Source organism: Streptomyces sp. NBC_01241 (assembly GCF_041435435.1).
Lineage (GTDB): Bacteria > Actinomycetota > Actinomycetes > Streptomycetales > Streptomycetaceae > Streptomyces.
Genome location: NZ_CP108494.1, coordinates 5,181,345 through 5,202,727, shown reverse-complemented (window position 1 = coordinate 5,202,727; position 21,383 = coordinate 5,181,345). Strand labels below are relative to the sequence as shown.

The window sequence follows — 21,383 nt, the reverse complement described above, 5'->3', positions numbered from 1 at the left end:
GTGGCAAGTAACGGCCACGCGTCTCAGTCGGCGCATCCCGGCCCTTTTCACCCACGGATCAGTCGGTGGGCTCGAACGTGTCGAACGCGGTCTTGCGCAGCGTCCGGCACTCCTCGCTGTCCCATTCGCTCGCCTTGCAGCTGATCATGATCGCGTAGCCGTGGGTGGCGTCGACCTTGAAGCCCCGGTTCAGTACCCGGACCCGCTGGCCCTGCTGGGTGCGCTCGAACTGCCAGTCGGCGACGGTCGGGTAGCCGTTGTACTGGATCTTGTTCACGCCGAGGTGGTGGTAGCCGTTGCTGCTGGCCGCGACACCGCCCTTCGCGGCGTTCCAGGCCGCTGCGGCGTCACGGCCCGGCGAGTCGGTGTAGTCGACCTGGACGCGCGGGAAACCGCCGCTGGCGTTGTAAATGGCACCGGAGTTACTGCCCGAATTCTTGTCGAACCGGAAGTCCTCGGGCATGGCAATCGTGAAGTGGAAGCTCTTGTTCGTGACCGTCCGATATCCGGCGGGTGTTGCGTCGCCCGGATTGTCGCCCTTCGAACCGTCCGAACCCTTGTCCGCGCTGTCGTCCTTGCCCGTGCCCTGTTCCTTGCCCTGGTCCTTGCCCGGGTCCTGGGCCTTGTCGCCGCCGTTGTTGTTGCCGCTGTCGGTGTCGGTGTCGGCGGAGCCGCCGGTCGTCGTCGAGGCTCCGGCCGAGGTGGACTTGTCGTCCTTTCCGCTGCCGCCGCCCGCGGTGTTCTTGTCGTCCCCGCCGAGCGTGAGCGCGAGGACCGTGCCGATCACGGCGAGCGCGATCACGGCCGCGATGATCGCGAGGGTGCGGCGCGGCACCACGTCCGTGAGGGACGCGCGGGGCGGTGCGACCGGCGACGTGGCCGGGCGCGGCGACGGTACGGCGGCGGAGGCCGTGGCCGGCGTCGCCGGGGCCGAGGTCCGGGCGGACTTCGACAGGCCCGCCGCACCACCGGCCGACGGCGTGATCACCGGAGGCGTCGAGGGCAGAGGCGGCGCGGCGGCCGCGGCGACCGGTGTCGCCTTCGCGTTGCGTACGGAGCGCAGTGCACCCCGCAACCGGTCCCGCGCGCCCTCCCCCGGCTCACCGGACTTCGACGCCGCCTTGGCGGCAGGCTTGACGGACTCCCCGGGCAGCGCCATGACCTGGGTGGCGTCGGCGGGCGGGGGCAGCACCGGGTCCGGCTTCTCGGGGGCGTGGATCACGTCGTCGAGCAGGGCGCGCGCGCCCGCGTCGTCGAGCCGCTGATCGGGATCCCTGGCGAGCAGGCCGTAGATGACCTCCTCCAGCGGACCGGCGTTCTTCGGCGGGTCGAGCGGCTCGGTCATCACCGCGGTCAGGGTGGCGATGGCCGACCCCTTGTCGTACGGCGGGGTGCCCTCGACGCTGGCGTACAGCAGTCCGCCGAGCGACCACAGGTCGGCGGGCGGCCCCGGCTTGTGTCCGCGGGCGCGCTCCGGGGAGATGTACGAGGGGGCGCCGACGAGCATGCCCGTCGAGGTGACCGACGGGTCGCCCTCGACCTGCGCGATACCGAAGTCGGTCAGCACGACCCGGCCGTCCTCGGCGATCAGTACGTTGGACGGCTTCACATCTCGGTGCAGGATGCCCTCGCGGTGTGCCGAACGCAGCACGTCGAGGATGGCGAGGCCGACCTCGGCGGCACGCTTCGGCGTCAGCACCCCGTCCTCGCGGATGGCCTCGGCAAGGGACTTGCCCTCGATGAGCTCCATCACGATCCACGGCCGGTCGTCCTCGTCGACCACGTCGTAGACCGTCACCGCGCCGTTGTTGCGGATCCTGGCGATCGCCTTCGCCTCGCGCAGCGTGCGCGTGATCAGGCGGCGCTTCTCGTCCTCGTCGATGGCCGTAGGGAACCGCAGCTCCTTGACCGCGACCGTGCGGCCCAGCGTCTCGTCGACGGCACGCCAGACCGTGCCCATACCGCCCCGGCCGAGCACCTCCCCGAGCCGGTAACGCCCCGCAAGGAGACGTCCGTCCTTGTCCCGTTGGGGCTCCCGTGCCTGCTCCGCCTCCGACATGCGTCCCCTCTGCGATCAACCCGCCCTGGCAGAGCGTTCATTGTCCCTCACCCCGGGACCGGTCGTGGTGCCGGGTCCGTGGGCCCGTCATGATGTGCCCGGAGGAAGGGAAACCCTGCCATGCCGACACTCAGGGCGCTGCTCGCCACCTCGCTGCTGCTGGTGTTGTTCAGCCTGGGAACAGTGCCCCTGCCCAGCGAACCACACCTCACGCCCGCAGCCTCCTACCTTCCCCGGCTCGTCGCCGCGGGTGGCGCTCCGACGGCGGCGCTGCTGGCCCGTCACGCCTCTTCCGCACCGTACGACACCTATCGCTCGACGGGACCCGGTATCCGCAAGGAGGACCGGTTCAGGGCCGGCAGCGTCACCAAGACCTTCGTCGCCACCGTCGTGCTCCAACTCACCCGGGAGGGACGGCTGCAGCTGTCGGACACCGTCGACCGGCTGTTGCCCGGTCTGATCCGCGGCAATGGCAACGACGGCCGCCGTATCACCCTGCGCGCCCTGCTGAGCCATACCAGCGGCCTCTACGACTACACCGCCGACACCTCCGCCCACCCGGTCTCCGCCACCGCGGCGGTCCGTGTCGCGCTGGCCCACCGTCCGACGAGCACCCCCGGCCGCTACGCCTACTCCAACACCAATTACGTCGTACTCGGACTCGTTATCCGACGCGTCACCGGACACGGCTACGCCACCGAGATCCGTCACCGCATCATCACCCCCCTCCGCCTCACCGGTACCTCCCTGCCCGGCTCCCGTACCACGCTGCCCTCCCCGCGCGGCCGCGGCTTCACCCGCGACCCGGCCGACGGCAGCCTCCGCGACGTCACCGAGCTCGACCCCCGCACGGCGGGCGCGGCCGGGGAGCTGATCTCCACGCTCGCCGATCTGAACCGCTTCTACGCGGCTCTGCTGGGTGGGCGCCTCCTCCCGCCCGCCCAGTTGGCTGCCCTCCTGGACACCGGTGCCACGCACGGCGTCTACGGCCTGGGCATCTATCCGCAGAAGCTCTCCTGCGGCATCACCGTCTGGGGCCACAACGGGCATATAGCGGGCAGTTACGTCCGTACCGCCGCCACGCGCGACGGCCGGCACACCCTGACGTACCGCATTGACACGGACACCCTGGCCGATGCGGAGACGCTCGAACCGGCGCTGCTCGACGCGGAGTTCTGCAGCCACCCGACCCGGCCCCGGAACGGCCCTCGACCGGCCCTGGTCCGGTCCTAGTGTCCCTCCCGGCAAGCTCTGCCCCGTCGCGCCGCCCAGCACGCACGCTCCCTCCGGGCAAACATTGCCGGTCGCGGCACTAGATCGGCACGATGTCCGGCGCTCCGAGCCGTGCCGCGTCCGCCGTGAGGTCGTCCGGCTGCCGCTGCGACTCCCGCTCCGCCTGCACCCGCTTCTCGTAGTGCTCGACCTCCCGGTCGATCTGCCCCTCGTCCCAGCCGAGCACCGGTGCCATCAGCTCCGCGCAGATCCTGGCGCTGCGTGTGCCCCGGTCGAAGGTCTCTATGGAGATCCGGGTGCGGCGGGTCAGTACGTCGTCGAGATGGCGGGCCCCCTCGTGCGAGGCGGCGTAGACGATCTCGGCCTTCAGGTAATCGTCCGCCGACGGCAGTGGCTCGCCCAGCGTCGGATCGGCGACGATCAGTTCGAGCAGTTCCTCCGTCATGGAGCCGTAGCGGTTGAGCAGATGCTCCACCCGGACGACGTGGAGCCCCGTCCGGGCCGCGGTTCTCGCCCGGGCGTTCCACAGCGCCCGGTAGCCCTCCGCCCCCAGCAGCGGAATGTCCTCGGTGACGCAGTCCGCCACGCGCTGGTCGAGACCGTGCACCGCCTCGTCCACGGCGTCCTTCGCCATCACTCGGTACGTCGTGTACTTGCCGCCCGCCACGACCACGAGGCCGGGCAGCGGATGCGCCACCGTGTGCTCGCGCGAGAGCTTGCTGGTCGCCTCCGACTCACCGGCCAGCAACGGCCGCAGCCCCGCGTAGACGCCCTGGACGTCATCCCTGGTCAGGGGCGTGGCCAGGACCGAGTTGACGTGTTCGAGCAGATAGTCGATGTCGGCGCTGGACGCCGCCGGGTGCGCCTTGTCCAGGTCCCAGTCGGTGTCCGTCGTCCCGACGATCCAGTGCCGTCCCCACGGGATGACGAAGAGGACGGACTTCTCGGTCCGCAGGATCAGGCCGGTCGAGGAGTGGATGCGGTCCTTCGGGACGACCAGGTGGATGCCCTTGGAGGCCCGGACGTGGAACAGCCCGCGCTCCCCGATCAGCGCCTGGGTGTCGTCCGTCCAGACCCCGGTGGCGTTGACCACCTGTTTGGCCCTGACCTCGTACGCACCGCCCGCCTCGACGTCCTCCACTCGGACGCCGACGACCCGCTCGCCCTCCCGGAGGAAGCCGATCACCCGCGCCCGGTTCGCCACCCGGGCGCCGTATCCGGCGGCGGTGCGCACCAGCGTCGCGACATAGCGGGCATCGTCCATCTGCGCGTCGTAGTACTGCAATGCCCCGACCAGGGCGTCCTTCCTCAGCGCCGGGGCGACCCGCAGGGCGCGGCGGCGGGAGAGATGCCGGTGGACGGGCAGGCCGCGGCCGTGTCCCGAGGACACCGACATCGCGTCGTACAGCGCCACTCCGGATCCGGCGTAGAGCCGCTCCCAGCCCTTGTGCTGCAGCGGGTAGAGGAACGGCACCGGCTTCACCAGGTGCGGGGCCAGCCGCTCCAGGAGCAGCCCGCGCTCCTTCAGCGCCTCCCGGACCAGCGCGAAGTCGAGCATTTCCAGATACCGCAGCCCGCCGTGGATCAGCTTGCTCGACCTGCTGGATGTGCCCGAGGCCCAGTCGCGCGCCTCGACCAGGCCGGTCGAGAGACCTCTCGTCACCGCGTCCAACGCCGTACCCGCGCCGACCACGCCCGCCCCCACGACCAGCACATCCAGTTCGCGCTCGGCCATCGCGGCGAGCGCCTCGGCGCGCTCCGCAGGTCCCAGTGTCGCTGTCCTCACCGCTGCCTCCCGGGTAGATCGGGGTGGTCCGGCACCGGGCGCGCCCCGACCGATCGGTCGGACGCCCCGTGCCCACCTCTCGATTCTGTCCGCCGTCCACGACTTCGGCCACCGCCTGTGGACAACACCAGGTCGACGAGAGCCACGCAATGCGACATATAGGTCATATTTACGCCTAGTCTGACATTGCGCTGTCCCCAGCGGTTGCGCTTTCCGCTCTCATGTGTCCTGGGACCGACCGGCAAATAGAGGGTGGCGCCCTCCATATGCCGGTCGGTCCAAGGGAAGGACGGCCCATCCACATGCCCGCAGACCTCGCAGTCATCGGACTCGGCCACCTCGGCCTGCCCCTCGCCCAAGCCGCCGTCGCCGCCGGTGTCCAGACCGTCGGATACGACACCGACCCACGCGCGTACGCGGAACTCGCCGCGGGCCGCAACCCCGTCGAGGGATCACTCACCGCCTCGGACCTACGCCGGATGCTCTCGGGGGGTTTCCGGCCCACCACCGACCCGGCCGAACTGGGCCGGATCCGTACCGCGGTGATCTGCGCGCCCACCCCTCTCGGCGCCGACCGCACCCTCGACCTCAACGCCGTCGGCGACGCGGCCCGCACGCTCGCCGCCCGGCTGCGCCCGCACACCACCGTCCTGCTGGAATCGGCCGTACAGCCGGGCACAACCGAGAGCTACGTACTGCCCCTCCTCGAAGAGGGCTCGGGGCTCCGCGCCGGCCGCGACTTCCACCTCGCCTACTCCCCCAGCCGCCTCGACCCCGGCAACAGGACCCACGTCTACGCCAACACCCCCAAGGTCATCGGCGGCCTCACCCCCGCCTGCACCGAATCCGCCGCCGCCTTCTACGGCCGGCTCACCGACAAGGTCGTCCGGGCCCGCGGGCCGCGCGAGGCCGAGATGACCAAGGTCCTGGAGACCAACTTCCGGCACGTCAACATCGCCCTGGTCAACGAGATGGCGGTGCTCTGCCACGATCTCGGCATCGACCTGTGGGACGTCATCCGGTGCGCCGAGACGAAGCCCTTCGGCTTCCAGCCGTTCCGTCCGGGCCCCGGCGTCGGCGGCCACGGCGCCCCCGTCGACCCGGGCTACCTTCCGTACAACAGCCGCACCCCCGGGCACCCCCTGCGGATGGTCTCGCTCGCCCAGGAGATCAACGACCGGATGCCGCAGTACGTGATCCAGCGCTGCGCCACCCTCCTGAACGAGCACGGCAAGTCGGTACGGGGCGCCCGGGTGCTGCTCCTCGGGGTCACCTACAAGCCGGACCTCGCCGACCAGGAGGCCTCCCCCGCCCGGGAGATCGCCGCCCGGCTGATGGACATGGGCGCCCAGATCGGCTACCACGACCCGCACGTCCTGGACTGGCGGGTCCGTGAACTCCCTGTCCCGCGCGCCGACTCGCTGTACGAGGCGGCATCGAGCGCGGACCTCACGGTGCTGCTCCAGCACCACCGCACGTACGACCTCCAGGGCCTCGCCGTGAAGGCCCAATTGCTCCTGGACACCCGGGGCGCGACCCCGGCGGGGGCCGCGCACCGGTTGTGAGAAGCGGGTTCCCAGGATTCAGGAGGATCCCAAGGGTCCTCCAAGGAATTTAGTGGGCGATGTCATAGGCGGCTGCTAGCCTGCGGCGTCACTTCTCGCACAGTCGTGCGCTTCCGTCCCAGGGGGGATCCCACCCATGAGCCAGCCCGTGCCACCGCCGCACCAGCCGAACGACGCCCAGCCCGTCGACGGCAACCCGTACGTCGGCCAGCAGCCCGGCCCGTACGGCCAGCCCGGCGCCACGTTCGACGCCGCACCGTTCGCCCCGGCGGCCCCGACCCGCAACAACCTGGGTCTCGGCCTGCTCACAGCGGTGGTCACGGCGGTCGTCGCGGCCTTCCTGTACGGCGTCATCGCCGGCGCCATCGACCGCGAGATCGGCTACATCGCCGTCGGCGTCGGCTTCCTCGTCGGCTTCGCGACGAGCAAGGTGGGTGGTCAGAACCCGGTGCTGCCCGTCGTGAGCGCCGTTCTGTCGGTGGGTGCGGTCTACCTCGGCCAGCTCGTGGGCGTAGCGATCGCCCTGTCCGATCTGGTCCACCAGTCCGCGTCCAGCCTCTTTTTCGACCACTTCGACGTTCTGACGAAGGCCTGGAACGCGGGATCGGACTTCAAGACCTACCTCTTCCTGCTGCTCGCTGCCGTGGCCGCGATCGGTGGCGCCAAGAAGGCCGCGTGACCGTTCGCTGAATGGACGCGGGCGAGGCCCGGACCGCCGTTGCGGTCCGGGCCTCGCCCGCGTCCATCTGTCTGCTGAGAGCGGTCAGCGGCGGTGCTGGGAGTCCGCCACCGTCACCTCGACGCGCTGGAACTCCTTGAGGTCGCTGTACCCCGTCGTCGCCATCGCGCGGCGCAGCGCACCGAAGATGTTCATCGAACCGTCGGGGGTGTGCGAAGGGCCGGTGAGGACCTCCTCGGTCGTGCCGACCGAGCCCAGGTCCACCAGCTTGCCGCGCGGCACGTCCTCGTGGACGGCCTCCATGCCCCAGTGCCGGCCGCGGCCAGGCGCGTCCGTCGCACGGGCCAGCGGGGAGCCCATCATCACGGCGTCCGCACCGCAGGCGATGGCCTTGGGCAGGTCGCCGGACCAGCCGACGCCGCCGTCCGCGATCACGTGCACGTACCGGCCACCGGACTCGTCCATGTAGTCGCGGCGGGCCCCGGCCACATCGGCGACCGCGGTCGCCATCGGGACCTGGATGCCGAAGACGTTGCGCGTGGTGTGCGCGGCGCCACCGCCGAAACCGACGAGGACACCGGCCGCGCCGGTACGCATGAGGTGCAGGGCGGCGGTGTACGTGGCACAGCCGCCGACGATCACCGGGACGTCCAGCTCGTAGATGAACTGCTTGAGGTTGAGCGGCTCGGCCGCACCCGAGACGTGCTCGGCGCTGACCGTCGTACCGCGGATGACGAAGATGTCCACGCCCGCGTCGACGACGGCCTTGGAGAACTGCGCGGTGCGCTGCGGGGAGAGCGCGGCGGCGGTGACGACACCGGAGTCGCGCACCTCCTTGATGCGCTGCCCGATCAGTTCCTCCTGGATCGGCGCGGAGTAGATCTCCTGAAGGCGGCGGGTCGCCGACTCGACGGGCATCTCGGCGATCTCGTCGAGCAGCGGCTGCGGGTCGGCGTGCCGGGTCCACAGACCCTCGAGGTTGAGGACACCGAGGCCGCCCAGCTCACCGATGCGGATCGCGGTCTGCGGGGAGACCACGGAGTCCATGGGAGCCGCCAGGAACGGCAGCTCGAAACGGTAGGCGTCGATCTGCCAGGCGATCGAGACCTCCTTCGGGTCGCGGGTACGGCGGCTCGGAACGACGGCGATGTCGTCGAATGCGTACGCCCGGCGGCCGCGCTTGCCGCGCCCGATCTCGATCTCAGTCACGATGGTGTGGCCTTTCCCTCTACGTCTGCGCTGTCCAGTATCCCCGACACACGGCTGAGGGGCGGTCCCGGGAACCCCGGACACTGTTTGGTCAACAGTGTCCGGGACCCCCGGGCCGCCCCTCGGCTGTGCTGATGCGTTACTTCCTGCTGTAGTTCGGCGCTTCGACCGTCATCTGGATGTCGTGCGGGTGGCTCTCCTTGAGGCCCGCCGAGGTGATCCGGACGAACCGGCCGTTGGCCTGGAGCTCCGGGACGGTGCGGCCGCCGACGTAGAACATCGACTGGCGCAGGCCGCCGACGAGCTGGTGGACGACCGCGGAGAGCGGGCCGCGGTAGGGGACCTGGCCCTCGATGCCCTCGGGGACCAGCTTCTCGTCGGAGGCGACGCCCTCCTGGAAGTAGCGGTCCTTGGAGAACGACTTGCGGTCGCCACGGGTCTGCATCGCGGCGAGCGAACCCATGCCGCGGTACGACTTGAACTGCTTGCCGTTGATGAAGAGCAGCTCGCCCGGGGACTCCTCACAGCCCGCGAGCAGCGAGCCGAGCATCACGGTGTCCGCGCCGGCCACCATGGCCTTGGCGATGTCGCCCGAGTACTGCAGGCCGCCGTCTCCGATGACCGGGACACCGGCCTCCTTGGCGGCGAGCGAGGCCTCGTAGATCGCGGTGACCTGCGGGACGCCGATGCCGGCGACGACGCGGGTGGTGCAGATGGAGCCGGGGCCCACGCCGACCTTGATGCCGTCGACGCCCGCGTCGATCAGCGACTGGGCGCCATCACGGGTGGCGATGTTGCCGCCGATGACGTCGACACCGGAGGCGTTCGACTTGATCTTGGCGACCATGTCGCCGACCAGCCGGGAATGGCCGTGGGCCGTGTCGACGACGATGAAGTCGACACCCGCCTCGATCAGTGCCTGGGCCCGCTCGAAGGCGTCGCCCGCGACACCGACGGCCGCGCCGACCAGCAGCCGGCCTTCCTTGTCCTTCGCGGCGTTCGGATACTTCTCGGCCTTGACGAAGTCCTTGACGGTGATGAGGCCCTTGAGGACCCCCGAGTCGTCGACCAGCGGAAGCTTCTCGATCTTGTGGCGGCGCAGCAGCTCCATGGCGTCCACGCCGGAGGTGCCGACCTTGCCGGTGACCAGCGGCATCGGCGTCATGACCTCGCGCACCTGGCGCGTACGGTCCGGCTCGAAGGCCATGTCACGGTTGGTGACGATGCCGAGCAGCTTGCCCGCGGCGTCGGTGACCGGGACACCGCTGATACGGAACTTGGCACACAGCTCGTCGGCGTCGCGCAGCGTCGCGTCCGGGTGCACCGTGATCGGGTCGGTCACCATGCCGGACTCGGAGCGCTTCACCAGGTCGACCTGGTTGGCCTGGTCGGCGATGGAGAGGTTGCGGTGCAGCACACCGGCGCCACCCTGCCGGGCCATGGCGATCGCCATGCGGGCCTCGGTGACCTTGTCCATCGCGGCGGAGAGCAGCGGGATGTTCACCCGCACGTTCTTGGAGATGTACGAGGAGGTATCGATCTGATCGGGCGCCATGTCGGACGCGCCGGGCAGCAGCAGCACGTCGTCGTATGTCAGCCCGAGCGTCGCGAATTTCTCGGGCACTCCGTCGACGTTTGCAGTCATGACACCTTCCCCAAATGGCCTTGATCGGTGCGGATGTCCATGCTAACGGCCTCCGGGGGTGTCTCATTCCACGAGCAAGATCAACCAGAGGTTCTGTAGCTTCGTACAGACAAAACGGCCGGCGTCGGACAGACGGCTCGCACGGACGCGGCCAGGCGACTCGGACGGACCGGACAGCCGGTTCGCACGGTCCCGGACAGCCGGCTCGTACGCTCCCGGAAGGGCCCCGCTCACTGCTCCGCGAGGGCCCGCAGTCTGCTCAGCGCCCGGTGCTGGGCGACCCGGACCGCGCCCGGCGACATGCCCAGCATCTGCCCGGTCTCCTCCGCGGTCAGGCCGACCGCGACCCGCAGAACCAGCAGCTCGCGCTGGTTGTCCGGGAGATTGGCGAGAAGTTTCTTGGCCCAGGCGGCATCGCTGCTGAGCAGTGCGCGCTCCTCGGGCCCGAGCGAATCGTCCGGCCGCTCGGGCATCTCGTCGGAGGGCACGGCCGTCGATCCCGGGTGCCGCATCGCGGCGCGCTGGAGGTCGGCGACCTTGTGGCCCGCGATGGCGAAGACGAAGGCTTCGAAGGGTCTGCCGGTGTCCTTGTAGCGCGGCAGCGCCATCAGCACCGCTACACAGACCTCCTGCGCCAGGTCCTCCACGAAGTGACGGGCATCACCGGGCAGCCGGTTCAGCCGGGACCTGCAGTAGCGCAGCGCGAGGGGGTGGACATGCGCCAGCAGATCATGCGTGGCCTGCGCGTCCCCCTCGACAGCACGGTGCACCAGTGCACCGATCACCGTCGTCTCGTCGTCGCGCATCGGACCATGGTGCCTCGGAGCCGCTTCTTCCGCTCCACCGCGTCCGTAGTTGTGCACCGAAGCGTTATGAGCGGGTGCGCCCGAAGTCATGTCCTGCGCCCTCCCCTTCCGCTCGACCGAATCGTCCCCGAGGAACTCCACATCTCAAGGATGCGGCATCGGCCGGGAAGCGTCACATGCCGCGGGCGCGGAAGGCACCACCGGCGGGGTGGGGCCCGCGCCACGCACCCCCGTCGCATCGCCCCGTCCGCCGGTGTGCGGACGGGGAATCGATCGACTGCCGGCCATGGCCGTCCTCAGCGGACCAGGCCCCAGCGGAAGCCGAGCGCCACGGCGTGCGCCCGGTCCGAGGCGCCGAGTTTCTTGAACAGACGCCTGGCGTGCGTCTTCACCGTGTCCTCGGAGAGGAACAGTTCACGGCCGATCTCGGCGTTCGAGCGGCCGTGACTCATTCCTTCGAGCACCTGGATCTCCCGCGCCGTGAGCGTCGGCGCCGCACCCATCTCGGCCGACCGCAGCCGGCGCGGGGCGAGCCGCCACGTCGGATCGGCCAGCGCCTGGGTCACGGTGGCCCGCAACTCCGCGCGGGAGGCGTCCTTGTGCAGATAGCCGCGGGCGCCGGCGGCGACCGCGAGCGCGACGCCATCCAGGTCCTCGGCGACGGTCAGCATGATGATCCTGGCGCCGGGATCGGCGGAGAGCAGCCGCCGGACCGTCTCCACACCCCCCAGACCGGGCATGCGTACGTCCATCAGAATCAGATCCGAACGGTCGGCGCCCCAGCGGCGGAGAACTTCCTCGCCGTTGGCCGCCGTCGTCACACGCTCGACGCCGGGCACGGTCGCGACCGCGCGACGGAGCGCTTCTCGGGCAAGCGGGGAGTCGTCGCAGACGAGGACGGATGTCATGACCGTCCTCCGCAGCTGATGCGCGTCACCTTGAGCCTCCAGGCTGTTACAAGTCGTCACCTGAGCGGTTGACGCTCTCGGACATCTGCCCGATCGCTTTTTCTGTCAACCGCCTCCGCCCTCTCAACGATGGTCACTCGAAAGAGTTACGGGTCGGACGGCCGGGTTCGGCACTCTACGTGAGGACTCGCACACGGAGGAGAGCGGCACGACTCATCCAACGGTCAACGGAAATTTCATATGAACCTATGCCCCATTTAGCGGGTTTTCTTCCCTTTTACTGGTGTCTGTGGCTAGATTCGCAATCAGTCATATTTACATCTACTTACACCGTAGATGTAATGTCATGAGCACGGTCACAAATGGATGACAACGACGATTCCGACTCAGCATGGTTTGAGGGGACAAGCAATGGCAGATTTCTCCCGCCTTCCCGGACCCAACGCCGATCTGTGGGACTGGCAGCTGCTGGCGGCCTGCCGCGGGGTCGACAGCTCGCTGTTCTTCCACCCGGAGGGTGAACGCGGGGCGGCTCGGAGCGCCCGCGAGAACTCGGCAAAAGAGGTTTGCATGCGATGCCCGGTGCGCGCCGAGTGCGCGGCACACGCGCTGGCCGTACGAGAGCCCTACGGGGTGTGGGGCGGACTGACCGAGGACGAGCGCGAGGAGCTCATGGGACGGGCCCGTAATCGCCTGATCGCGGCAGCGGCGCCGTCGGGCGTTCCGTCCCCGTCGGGGCACGGCTGAACCCGCCCCGTCCGTACGCGAATAGAAAAACGTTTTTGCGCTTCACCCGGCCACCGAAGGAGGCCGGGTCACAGGCAGGCCCCGGTCAGCGGGCGGCTGCCAGGGACAGCTGGTCCAGGGTGGCCGCCACCGCCGGCACCTGAGCCAGGTCCGGCAGGGTGAGGGCGACGATCTCGCGCTCGATGGCCGGTTCCACCGCGACGGTACGGGCCCGCTTGGGGCGTACCGACTCGATCGCCAGCTCCGGCAGTACGGCCACCCCGAGTCCGGCGCCGACCAGGCCGACGACCGCCGGGTAGTCGTCGGTGGCGAAGTCGATCCGGGGCGTGAAGCCGGACTCCTCGCAGACCTCCACCAGCTGGCGACGGCAGCGCGGGCAGCCCGCGATCCACGACTCCTCGGCCAGTTCGGCGACGGTGACGGTGTCCGCACCTGCCAGCCGGTGCCCCTCGGGGACCAGGCCGATCAGCCGGTCGGTGAGCAGCGGGCGTACGACCAGGTCGTCCCACTCGGTGCCGGAGGCGCCGTAGCGGAACGCCAGCGCGATGTCGCAGTCGCCCTCGCGCAGCATCTTGACGGAGCGCGGCGGTTCGGCCTCGACCAGGGAGACCCGAGTGCCGGGGTGGGCCGCGCGCAGCGCCGCGAGGGCGCCGGGGACCAGGGTGGAGCTGCCGCTGGGGAACGAGACGAGCCGGACGCGGCCGGCCCGCAGCCCGGCGATCGCGGCGACCTCCTCCTCGGCGGCGACGAGCCCGGCGAGGATGCCGGAGGCATGGCGGACGAGCGCCTCGCCCGCCTGGGTGAGGCGCATCTCGCGTCCCGTGCGGATCAGCAGCGTCGTTCCCGCGGAGGCCTCCAGGGCCTTCATCTGCTGGCTGACCGCGGGCTGGGTACAGCCCAGTTCGCGGGCGGCGGCGGAGAACGAGCCGGTGGCGGCGACGGCACGCAGGACACGGAGATGACGGGCTTCGATCACCCTTCAACCATAAGCCGCTCTTGGATTGGGCGCGAATTATTGGCAGGCACCTTTGGGGGCGGGATGGTTAGCGTTCTCCGCATGAAGCCGATGAACTCGATGAAGCCGATGAAGCTGTTGACCGTGAACGCAGGGCGGCCGGAGGTCGTCGAGTACACCGACGCCGCCGGCGGCGTGACCGGGATCGGCAAGCAGCCGGTCGACGGACCCGTACGCGTCACCGATCCCGGCCCCAAGGGCACCGGGGGCAGTGGCCTGGCCGGGGACGCGGTGTGCGATCTGCGTCATCACGGCGGCTCCGACCAGGCCGTGTACGCCTTCGCCCGCGAGGACCTCGACGACTGGGAGCGGGTGCTCGGCCGCCCGCTCGCCAATGGCGCGTTCGGCGAGAACCTGACAACCACCGGTCTCGACGTGAACGGCGCGAGGATTGGCGAGCGCTGGCGGATCGGCCCCGATCTGGTGCTGGAGGTCGCGTCGAGCCGGATTCCGTGCCGTACGTTCGCCGGTCATCTCGACGAGAAGGGCTGGGTCCGGCGGTTCACGCAGGCGGCCGCCCCGGGGGCGTATCTGCGGGTGATCGAGCCGGGTGAGATCCGCTCCGGCGACCCGGTCGAGATCGTGCACCGGCCCGGCCACGACGTCACTGTGCGGCTGGACTTCCAGGCGTCGACGACGCGAAGGGAGCTGCTCCCGAAGCTGCTCGCGGCGGGCGAAGCGCTGCATCCCGAGTCGCTGCGTGCCGCGCTGAAGTATGTGGAGAAGGAGGCCACGCGCGAGTGATCGCGGTGGTCCGCGGGGCGACGGTGCCTGTCCGTTCGCGGCCGGCGGACAGGCACTAACGTGCCGCGTATGACGACTGCACTGATTACGGGCGCGACCGCGGGTATCGGGGCCGCCTTCGCGCGGCGGCTGGCGGCCGACGGGCACAACCTGGTGCTGGTGGCCCGGGACACCGAGCGGCTGCGCGAGCAGGCGACCGAACTGCACGACCGGCACGGCATCGAAGCCGAGGTGCTGACGGCCGATCTGTCACAGGACAAGGGGATCGCCGCGGTCGAGGACCGGTTGACGGATCGTCACCAGCCGGTCGATCTGCTGGTCAACAACGCCGGGTTCGGCAACAGGGGCAGCTACCTGGATGTGCCCATGGCCGATGAGCTGAACATGCTGAAGGTGCACTGCGAGGCGGTGCTGCGGCTGACCTCGGCGGCCGCGGCCGGGATGCGCGAGCGCGGGCGGGGCGGGGTCGTCAACGTGGCCTCGGTGGCAGCGTTCGTGCCGCGCGGGACGTACGGCGCGTCCAAGGCGTGGGTCGTGCAGTTCACCCAGGGCGCGGCGAAGGACCTGGCCGGTTCGGGGGTGCGGCTGATGGCACTGTGCCCCGGTTTCGTACGGACGGAGTTCCATCAGCGGGCCGGGATGGGGACCGGCAACATTCCGGGCTGGATGTGGCTCGATGCGGACAAGCTGGTGGCGACGGCCCTGGCGGACCTGGCACGCGGCAAGTCCCTCTCCGTCCCGGATCCCCGCTACAAGGTGCTGATGGGGCTCGTGAAGGTGACGCCGCGCGGCCTGCTCGGAGGGGTCACCTCCAAGACAGGCCGCAAGTACGGTCCTCAATGAGTGGTCGGTCGACGGGTGCGCGGCTGCCGGGTGCGCGGTCAGTGCACCCCGTGGCCCGCGTAGGCGCCGATGTTGGGGGCGCCGGGCGTCAGCTTCTTGCCGAAGTAGTCCCTGCCCCCGTTGTTCTCGATGACGGCTCCGGCGGCCAGGGCGGGCGAGCCCGCGCCGAGCCTGAAGTCCGCGCGGAGCTTCGGGTCGGCCGTGATGCCACCGGGGTCGGGGCGGGTCATCTCTATGCCGTAGAAGGCGTTGTGGTCGAAGGAGAGCCCGGGCGTCGGGTTCTTGAACGCGTAGCCGCCGGTGCCCTCGCTCACGAAGATGTTGTTCCGGATGGACAGTTCGTGCTGGGTGGTGGCGGGGCTGCCGGCGTCGTCCTGGACGAGATAGCCGGGGATCTGCTCCTTGTTCTGGAAGGTGTTGTTGTGGATCTTCGTGTCGAGGATCGGGCCCCAGCAGTTCTGGATCAGGCGGGCGCCGTCGTTGCGGCTGACGTTGTAGCGGGCGACCGTGCCGATGGTCTTGGCGCCGCTGTACGGGCAGATCAGCAGGAAGCCGCCCTTGTTGTCGTGGCTGTAGTTGTACTGGAAGACGGTGTTCTGCGAGGCGCCGTCCGCGTCGAAGGACATCCCGTCGTGGGTGTTGCCGCCGCCCGAGACCTCGTTGTACTCGACGGTCGTGTCGTCGGTGTTGAAGGTCCAGATGCCCGCGTTGGCGGAGGGCGAGCGGAGCTGGAAGCCGTCGACCCGGTTGTGGTCGACGCGGGCACCGCTGGTGGTGTCGAGCTTCATGCCGTCGCCCGCCAGGGACTTCAGCGTGTTGTGGTGGATACGGACGCCGGTGCTGGGTGTCCACTCCCCCGGGTAGACGTTCGGGTCCTGCTGCTCGCCTACCAGATCACGCTTGGAGAAGGTCGACTTGAAGTAGATGCCCTCGCGGTCGACGTCCTCGATGCGGTTGTGCCCGACGTCCAGGCCGTCGTACCAGCTGGCCTTCGCCTTGCCCTCGACCGCGATGTGGATCGCGCTGGAGCCGGACACCGTCTTGTAGTCGCCGCCGCGCACATCGTGGATGTAGAGGCCGGAGATGTCGAAGCCACGGGCGACGCCGTAGTCGGTGAGGCGGAGGCGGACGCCGTTGCGCTCGCTGCCGGGGTTGTCCGCGTTGGTGATCTCCAGGGCCTTGAGGTGCACGTACTGCGTGTTGGAGAGCAGGACGACGTCGTGGGCGCCCGCGCCGTCGAGCCTGGCGCGGGCCGGGCCGGTGCCGTAGTCGGCGATGGTGAACGGGGCGTGGGCGGAGCCGGTGCCCGTGGGGGCGAGGGTGCCGGTGCAGGTGGCGCCGCGCTTGAAGAGCAGCCTGTCACCGGGGCCGTAGGTGTGCGCGTTGGCCTCGGCGAGCGTGGTCCAGGGGTGCTGTCTGCTGCCGGTGGCGCCGGCCGGGTCGGCCGCGCAGTCGACATGGAAGACACGGCCGGCGGGTGCCGCTGCCTGCGCGGCGCTCTGGCCGGTTGCGGTCAGGCCGGCGGCGGCCGTCAGGGCCGCCAGCGTCGCAGCGGTGACGCGATGTCTCACAATTCCTCCGTACGAACAGTCAGGGACGGGACGAGTCGGCATCGCCGGAATCCTGGACTCGGATTGATCGAACGTCAATGGATTACGTTTGAATGATCGAAATTCCCATCGTTCGATCACGTTGGTCTAGGGTCGGACCACAGCCCCGGCACCGGCCGGACCGGGGGCCGGGCCACACACTGCGAGGGGACTGCTGCCGTGCGCGAAAGTGCTGCTGAACGTCATGACCGCCTGCTGGGGCTGGTACGGGAGCGGGGTTCAGCCCGGGTCTCGGAGCTCGCCTCGCAGCTCGGGGTCTCCGCCGTCACGGTGCGCCGAGACGTGGAGGAGCTGGCCGGCCGGGGCCTGCTCGACCGGGTCCACGGCTCGGTGTCCTGGCCGCAGGACGCCGCCTCCGCCGCGGGGCCCGGCGGCAGCGGCAGCGGCAGCGGCAGCGGCAGCGGCCTGGTTCTCGGCATGCTCGCGCCCTCGTCGACGTACTACTTCTCCGAGGTCATCCGCGGGGCCCATGAGGCGGCCGCCGGGGCGGGTGCCCGGCTGATCCTGCGGATCTCCGACTACCGGCCGCAGGAGGACCAGGCCCGCACCGAGGGGCTGCTCTCCGCGGGCGCCGAGGGGCTGCTGATCGCACCGGGCTGGCAGCACCCCGGCGACCCCGCCGCGTTCGGCGACTGGATCGCCTCACTGCCCGTGCCGACCGTCCTGCTGGAGCGCAGGCCCACCGCCGGCTCCCCGCTGGACGGCCTGGACCGGGTCTGCTCGGACCATGCGCACGGGGTGCTGCTCGCCGTTCGCCACCTGGTGGATCTCGGGCACGGGGCGCCGCTCCTGATGGCCCGGGCGGACTCGCCGACCGCCCTCGCGGTGCGGTCCGGGTACGCGGAGGCCCTGGCCGTGCTCGGTCTGCGCGCGCCGCAGGACGTGATCGAGTCCGTACCGGCCGAACTCGCTCCGGACAGGTTCGACCAGGCCGTGCGGGCGCTGCGCGAGGCGGTCCACTCGGGCGTGGCGACGGCGGCGCTGATCCACAACGACGTGGACGCGATCCAGGTCGTGCAGCGCCTTGCCGAGCTGGGCGTACGGGTGCCGGACGATCTGGCGCTGATCGCCTACGACGACGAGGTGGCGGCTCTCGCGGACACCCCGCTCACGGCGGTGGCACCACCCAAGCGCGACGTGGGCCGCCACGCGACGGAACTGCTGGTGGAGCGGCTCGGCCAGAGCGGGGGCGCACCACGGCGCCATCTGATGCTGCTGCCGCAGCTGCGGGTCCGGGACTCGTGCGGAGCGCCCCTCTCGTAGGCGTAGTGCGCGCACCCCCCGTTCCCTCACGCAGGGCGTTCCACACACTTCCGTACGCAACTTTTCTGATCTTTTTTCGATCAAACGCTCTTTCGCTCTTGACTTCGGTCACGGCTGGTCCAAGGATCACGGCGAACGCCAATGTCGTCGCTTGTTCAGGAGCCTCGCTGTGAGCCGCAGTTCGAGCAGAACGTCCCTCGCCGTAGTCGGCGCCGCCACCGCCCTCGCCGTTCTCACGGCCTGTGGTGGCGGCGGCGACGACAAAGCCGCCGCCGGAAGCGACGGCAAGCCCGTCAGCATCACCTTCTGGGGCTGGACCAAGGGGTCCAAGGAGGTCGTTGACGCGTTCAACGCCTCGCACAAGAACATCAAGGTGGTGTACGAGGAGATCCCGTCCGGCAACGCGGGCGGCTACGCCAAGATCTCCAACGCGGTCAAGGCAGGCAACGCCCCCGACCTGGTCTCCATCGAGTACCCGCAGCTTCCGGAGTACGTCAGTCAGGGCGCGCTCCAGGACATCGGCCAGTACTTCACCGAGGACATCAGGAAGAAGCTGCTGCCGCAGGCGGTCGAGCTGACGACGCTCGGCGGCAAGAACTGGGCCGTCCCGTTCGACGCCTCGCCGCAGGCGTTCTACTACCGCAAGGACCTGTTCGAGAAGTACGGCGTCGAGGTCCCCAAGACCTGGGACGAGTTCCGCAAGGCCGCCGAGAAGATCAAGAAGGCCGACAAGAAGGTTCGGATCGGCACCTTCTTCCCCGACGACCCGACCACGTTCCAGGCGATGTCCTGGCAGGCCGGCGCCCAGTGGTACAAGCCCGAGGGCGACACCTGGAAGGTCAGCACGGCCGACGCGGCCACCAACAAGGTCGCCGACTACTGGCAGGGTCTGCTCGACGACGATCTGATCCGCGCCAACGCCTCGTTCAGCCCCGAGTGGACCAACTCCCTCAAGAACGGCGGCACCGTCGGCTACCTCGGCGCCGCCTGGGGCGCGGGCGTCCTCAAGGCCACGCTGCCCGAGCAGAGCGGCAAGTGGGCCGTCGCCCCGATGCCCAACTGGGACGGCAAGCCGGCCAGCGGCATGCTCGGCGGCTCCACCTTCGCGGTGACCAAGACCAGCAAGAAGGCCGAGGCCGCGGTCGAGTTCGCCACCTGGATGTCGACCACCGAGGAAGGCATCAAGGCCCGCATCGAGTCCGGCACTTCGAGCGCCTTCCCGGCCGCGGCGGCCCTGCGCCCGGTGGCGAAGAAGTCCTTCGACGCCGGCTTCTACAGCGGCGAGGACATCTACCAGGTGTTCGAGGGCGCCGCCGCGTCCATCGGCCAGAACTGGAACTGGGGCCCGACGACCGGCACCACGAACACCACCATGAAGGACCAGTTCGGCAAGGTCGCGAGCGGCGGCACCACCATCAAGGACGCCGTGAAGGCCGGGCACGACGCCACGGTCGCCGAGCTGAAGAAGCGCGGTCTGAAGGTCGAGGACGCAGACTGATGAAGCGCGCCCGGACGACCAGAGCCGCCGCCATCCTGCTGGGGCCCTTCTTCGTACTGTTCACCGCGGTCATGGTGCTGCCGATCGGATACGCGGTCTGGCTCAGCCTGTTCACCGAGAAACAGTCCGGCCTGGGCTTCGGCGGCACCGAGACCGTCTTCAGCGGACTCGACAACTACACGGCGGCCCTGGGCGACCGGGCGTTCCGCGAGGGCTTCGGCGTACTCCTCGGATACTGCCTGTTCTACATTCCGCTGCTGCTCATCGGGGCCCTCGCCCTCGCCCTGCTGCTGGACTCCACGCTGGCCCGCGCCCGCCGGTTCTTCCAGCTCGCGCTCTTCCTGCCGCACGCCGTGCCCGGCATCATCGCCGCGCTGATCTGGGTATACCTCTACACGCCCCAGCTCAGCCCGGTGGTCAGCGCCATGGAGTCCGGCGGGATCGGCTTCGACTTCTTCTCCCCCGAAGGCGCCCTTCCCTCCATCGTCAACATCGCCCTGTGGGAATGGCTCGGCTACAACATGGTGATCTTCTACGCCGCGTTGCAGGCGATCGACCGCTCCGTGCTCGAAGCGGCGACGGTCGACGGGGCCGGTGCCTGGCGCATCGCGCTCAGCATCAAGGTTCCGCTGATCCGCGCCTCCGTCGTGATGGTCGCGCTGTTCACGGTCATCGGCTCGCTCCAGCTGTTCACCGAGCCGCTGATCCTCAACAAGGGGACCGGTTCCGCCGTCTCCTCCACCTGGACGCCGAACATGTACGCGTACACCGCGGCCTTCGAACGCAACGACTACGGTCTCGCCGCGGCCGCCTCCATCCTGCTGGCGCTCACGGCCGCGCTGCTGTCCTTCGTCGTCACCCGCTTCACCGGCCGGAAGGGCAAGAAAGCATGAACTCCCCCGCCTCCCGCAGCCGCTGGATGTCGAAGACCGCCGTCAACGGCTTTCTCCTGCTCGCCGTCGTCTACATGCTCTTCCCCCTCGTCTGGCTGGTCACCGCCGCCACGAAGGACACCGGCGGTCTGCTCGCGGGCAATGCCTTCTCCTTCGAGGGCTTCAACCTCGGCGAGAACCTGTCGAACCTGGCCTCCTACGGCGACGGCATCTACTTCCGCTGGTACGTCAACAGCCTCATGTACGCGGGCGGCGGGGCGATCGTCTGCTCGCTGATCTGCGTCGCCGCGGGATACGCCTTCGACAAGTACGAATTCCGGGGCAAGGAGAAGCTGTTCGGCCTCGTGCTGATGGGTGTGCTCGTCCCCACCACGGCGCTCGCCCTGCCGATGTATCTCCTGGCCTCCAAGACCGGCCTGGTCAACACCTACTGGTCCGTGCTGATCCCGGTGCTCGTCAACCCGTTCGGCGTGTATCTCGCCCGGGTGTTCAGCACCGGCTACATACCGAACGAGGCCCTGGAGGCCGCCCGTATCGACGGGGCCGGCGAGCTGCGCGTCTTCTGGTCCATCGGACTGCGCATGGTCATGCCGGGCTTCGTGACCGTCTTCCTCTTCCAGTTCACCGCGATCTGGAACAACTTCTTCCTCCCTCTCGTGATGCTCTCGGACCGCAAGCTCTTCCCGCTGAGCCTCGGTCTGTACTCCTGGAACACCAACACGCACGGCGAGCCGAGCTTCTATCCACTCGTCGTCACCGGGTCCCTCCTCGCCGTCATCCCCCTGATCGTCGCCTTCGTCTCGCTGCAGCGGCACTGGAAGGCCGGACTGACCGCCGGTAGCGTCAAGTGACCTCACCGCGAGCCCTGAGGAGTACGAGT

General features: G+C 69.6%; 18 protein-coding genes. 10 read left to right on the top strand and 8 right to left on the bottom strand.

All coding sequences use genetic code 11. The features are described from left to right. Nucleotides 1–58: 58 nt before the first annotated feature. Nucleotides 59–2,059 carry a serine/threonine-protein kinase gene (locus tag OG306_RS23390; RefSeq protein ID WP_266905702.1) on the bottom strand — a complete coding sequence of 667 codons (2,001 nt, stop codon included), beginning with the start codon at nucleotides 2,057–2,059 and terminating at the stop codon, nucleotides 59–61. A 120-nt stretch (nucleotides 2,060–2,179) separates the two neighbouring features. On the opposite strand from OG306_RS23390, the gene OG306_RS23385 reads away from it, so the two are divergent. Then, nucleotides 2,180–3,292 (top strand): serine hydrolase domain-containing protein, encoded by a 1,113-nt coding sequence (locus tag OG306_RS23385; RefSeq protein WP_266748021.1) that lies wholly within the window; start codon nucleotides 2,180–2,182, stop codon nucleotides 3,290–3,292. A gap of 79 nt (nucleotides 3,293–3,371) precedes the next feature. Here OG306_RS23385 and OG306_RS23380 read toward each other — a convergent pair whose 3' ends face one another. Continuing rightward, nucleotides 3,372–5,078, bottom strand: a complete 1,707-nt coding sequence (locus OG306_RS23380) for a glycerol-3-phosphate dehydrogenase/oxidase (RefSeq protein WP_266748020.1) — start codon at nucleotides 5,076–5,078, stop codon at nucleotides 3,372–3,374. Nucleotides 5,079–5,380: 302 nt separating this feature from the next. On the opposite strand from OG306_RS23380, the gene OG306_RS23375 reads away from it, so the two are divergent. Continuing rightward, entirely contained in the window at nucleotides 5,381–6,643 is a 1,263-nt protein-coding gene (locus OG306_RS23375) for a nucleotide sugar dehydrogenase (RefSeq protein ID WP_266905704.1), read from the top strand. Between the two features lie 136 nt (nucleotides 6,644–6,779). Beyond that, nucleotides 6,780–7,322 carry a hypothetical protein gene (locus OG306_RS23370; RefSeq protein ID WP_266748018.1) on the top strand — a complete coding sequence of 181 codons (543 nt, stop codon included), beginning with the start codon at nucleotides 6,780–6,782 and terminating at the stop codon, nucleotides 7,320–7,322. Between the two features lie 84 nt (nucleotides 7,323–7,406). On the opposite strand, the gene OG306_RS23365 is transcribed toward OG306_RS23370, so the two are convergent. The 4 genes from OG306_RS23365 to OG306_RS23350 form a co-directional block, all read right to left on the bottom strand. Beyond that, nucleotides 7,407–8,531, bottom strand: coding sequence for a GuaB3 family IMP dehydrogenase-related protein (locus OG306_RS23365; RefSeq protein ID WP_072486665.1), 1,125 nt, complete (start codon nucleotides 8,529–8,531; stop codon nucleotides 7,407–7,409). Nucleotides 8,532–8,670: 139 nt separating this feature from the next. Continuing rightward, the gene (guaB, locus tag OG306_RS23360) at nucleotides 8,671–10,176 is read right to left on the bottom strand and encodes an IMP dehydrogenase (RefSeq protein ID WP_266748017.1); all 1,506 of its coding nucleotides are present in this window, start codon (nucleotides 10,174–10,176) and stop codon (nucleotides 8,671–8,673) included. A gap of 230 nt (nucleotides 10,177–10,406) precedes the next feature. Next, nucleotides 10,407–10,982: a sigma-70 family RNA polymerase sigma factor gene (locus OG306_RS23355; protein ID WP_093893485.1), complete on the bottom strand. Its 576-nt coding sequence runs from the start codon at nucleotides 10,980–10,982 to the stop codon at nucleotides 10,407–10,409. Between the two features lie 296 nt (nucleotides 10,983–11,278). Further along, the gene (locus tag OG306_RS23350) at nucleotides 11,279–11,890 is read right to left on the bottom strand and encodes a response regulator transcription factor (protein ID WP_003948568.1); all 612 of its coding nucleotides are present in this window, start codon (nucleotides 11,888–11,890) and stop codon (nucleotides 11,279–11,281) included. Nucleotides 11,891–12,301: 411 nt separating this feature from the next. Here OG306_RS23350 and OG306_RS23345 point away from each other — a divergent pair, with 411 nt between their 5' ends. Beyond that, nucleotides 12,302–12,637 (top strand): WhiB family transcriptional regulator, encoded by a 336-nt coding sequence (locus OG306_RS23345; protein ID WP_266748016.1) that lies wholly within the window; start codon nucleotides 12,302–12,304, stop codon nucleotides 12,635–12,637. Nucleotides 12,638–12,722: 85 nt separating this feature from the next. Here the strand turns inward: OG306_RS23345 and OG306_RS23340 are convergent, their stop codons facing one another. Continuing rightward, nucleotides 12,723–13,613 (bottom strand): LysR family transcriptional regulator, encoded by an 891-nt coding sequence (locus OG306_RS23340; RefSeq protein WP_371665591.1) that lies wholly within the window; start codon nucleotides 13,611–13,613, stop codon nucleotides 12,723–12,725. Between the two features lie 108 nt (nucleotides 13,614–13,721). On the opposite strand from OG306_RS23340, the gene OG306_RS23335 reads away from it, so the two are divergent. Continuing rightward, nucleotides 13,722–14,396 (top strand): MOSC domain-containing protein, encoded by a 675-nt coding sequence (locus OG306_RS23335; RefSeq protein WP_266752364.1) that lies wholly within the window; start codon nucleotides 13,722–13,724, stop codon nucleotides 14,394–14,396. 69 nt (nucleotides 14,397–14,465) lie between these two features. Beyond that, nucleotides 14,466–15,239, top strand: coding sequence for an SDR family NAD(P)-dependent oxidoreductase (locus OG306_RS23330; RefSeq protein WP_266748014.1), 774 nt, complete (start codon nucleotides 14,466–14,468; stop codon nucleotides 15,237–15,239). Nucleotides 15,240–15,277: 38 nt separating this feature from the next. On the opposite strand, the gene OG306_RS23325 is transcribed toward OG306_RS23330, so the two are convergent. After that, the gene (locus OG306_RS23325) at nucleotides 15,278–16,810 is read right to left on the bottom strand and encodes a right-handed parallel beta-helix repeat-containing protein (protein ID WP_266748013.1); all 1,533 of its coding nucleotides are present in this window, start codon (nucleotides 16,808–16,810) and stop codon (nucleotides 15,278–15,280) included. 198 nt (nucleotides 16,811–17,008) lie between these two features. Here OG306_RS23325 and OG306_RS23320 point away from each other — a divergent pair, with 198 nt between their 5' ends. From OG306_RS23320 to OG306_RS23305, 4 genes are all read left to right on the top strand, one after another. Beyond that, nucleotides 17,009–18,112 (top strand): substrate-binding domain-containing protein, encoded by a 1,104-nt coding sequence (locus tag OG306_RS23320; RefSeq protein ID WP_266905706.1) that lies wholly within the window; start codon nucleotides 17,009–17,011, stop codon nucleotides 18,110–18,112. Nucleotides 18,113–18,281: 169 nt separating this feature from the next. Beyond that, complete coding sequence (locus OG306_RS23315; protein ID WP_266748011.1) at nucleotides 18,282–19,610, top strand: ABC transporter substrate-binding protein; 1,329 nt, start codon at nucleotides 18,282–18,284, stop codon at nucleotides 19,608–19,610. Beyond that, the gene (locus OG306_RS23310) at nucleotides 19,610–20,503 is read left to right on the top strand and encodes a carbohydrate ABC transporter permease (RefSeq protein WP_266748010.1); all 894 of its coding nucleotides are present in this window, start codon (nucleotides 19,610–19,612) and stop codon (nucleotides 20,501–20,503) included. The genes OG306_RS23315 and OG306_RS23310 overlap by 1 nt, the downstream gene beginning before the upstream one ends. Beyond that, nucleotides 20,500–21,354 carry a carbohydrate ABC transporter permease gene (locus OG306_RS23305; RefSeq protein WP_266748009.1) on the top strand — a complete coding sequence of 285 codons (855 nt, stop codon included), beginning with the start codon at nucleotides 20,500–20,502 and terminating at the stop codon, nucleotides 21,352–21,354. Before OG306_RS23310 ends, OG306_RS23305 begins: the two co-directional genes overlap by 4 nt. Nucleotides 21,355–21,383 lie beyond the last annotated feature (29 nt).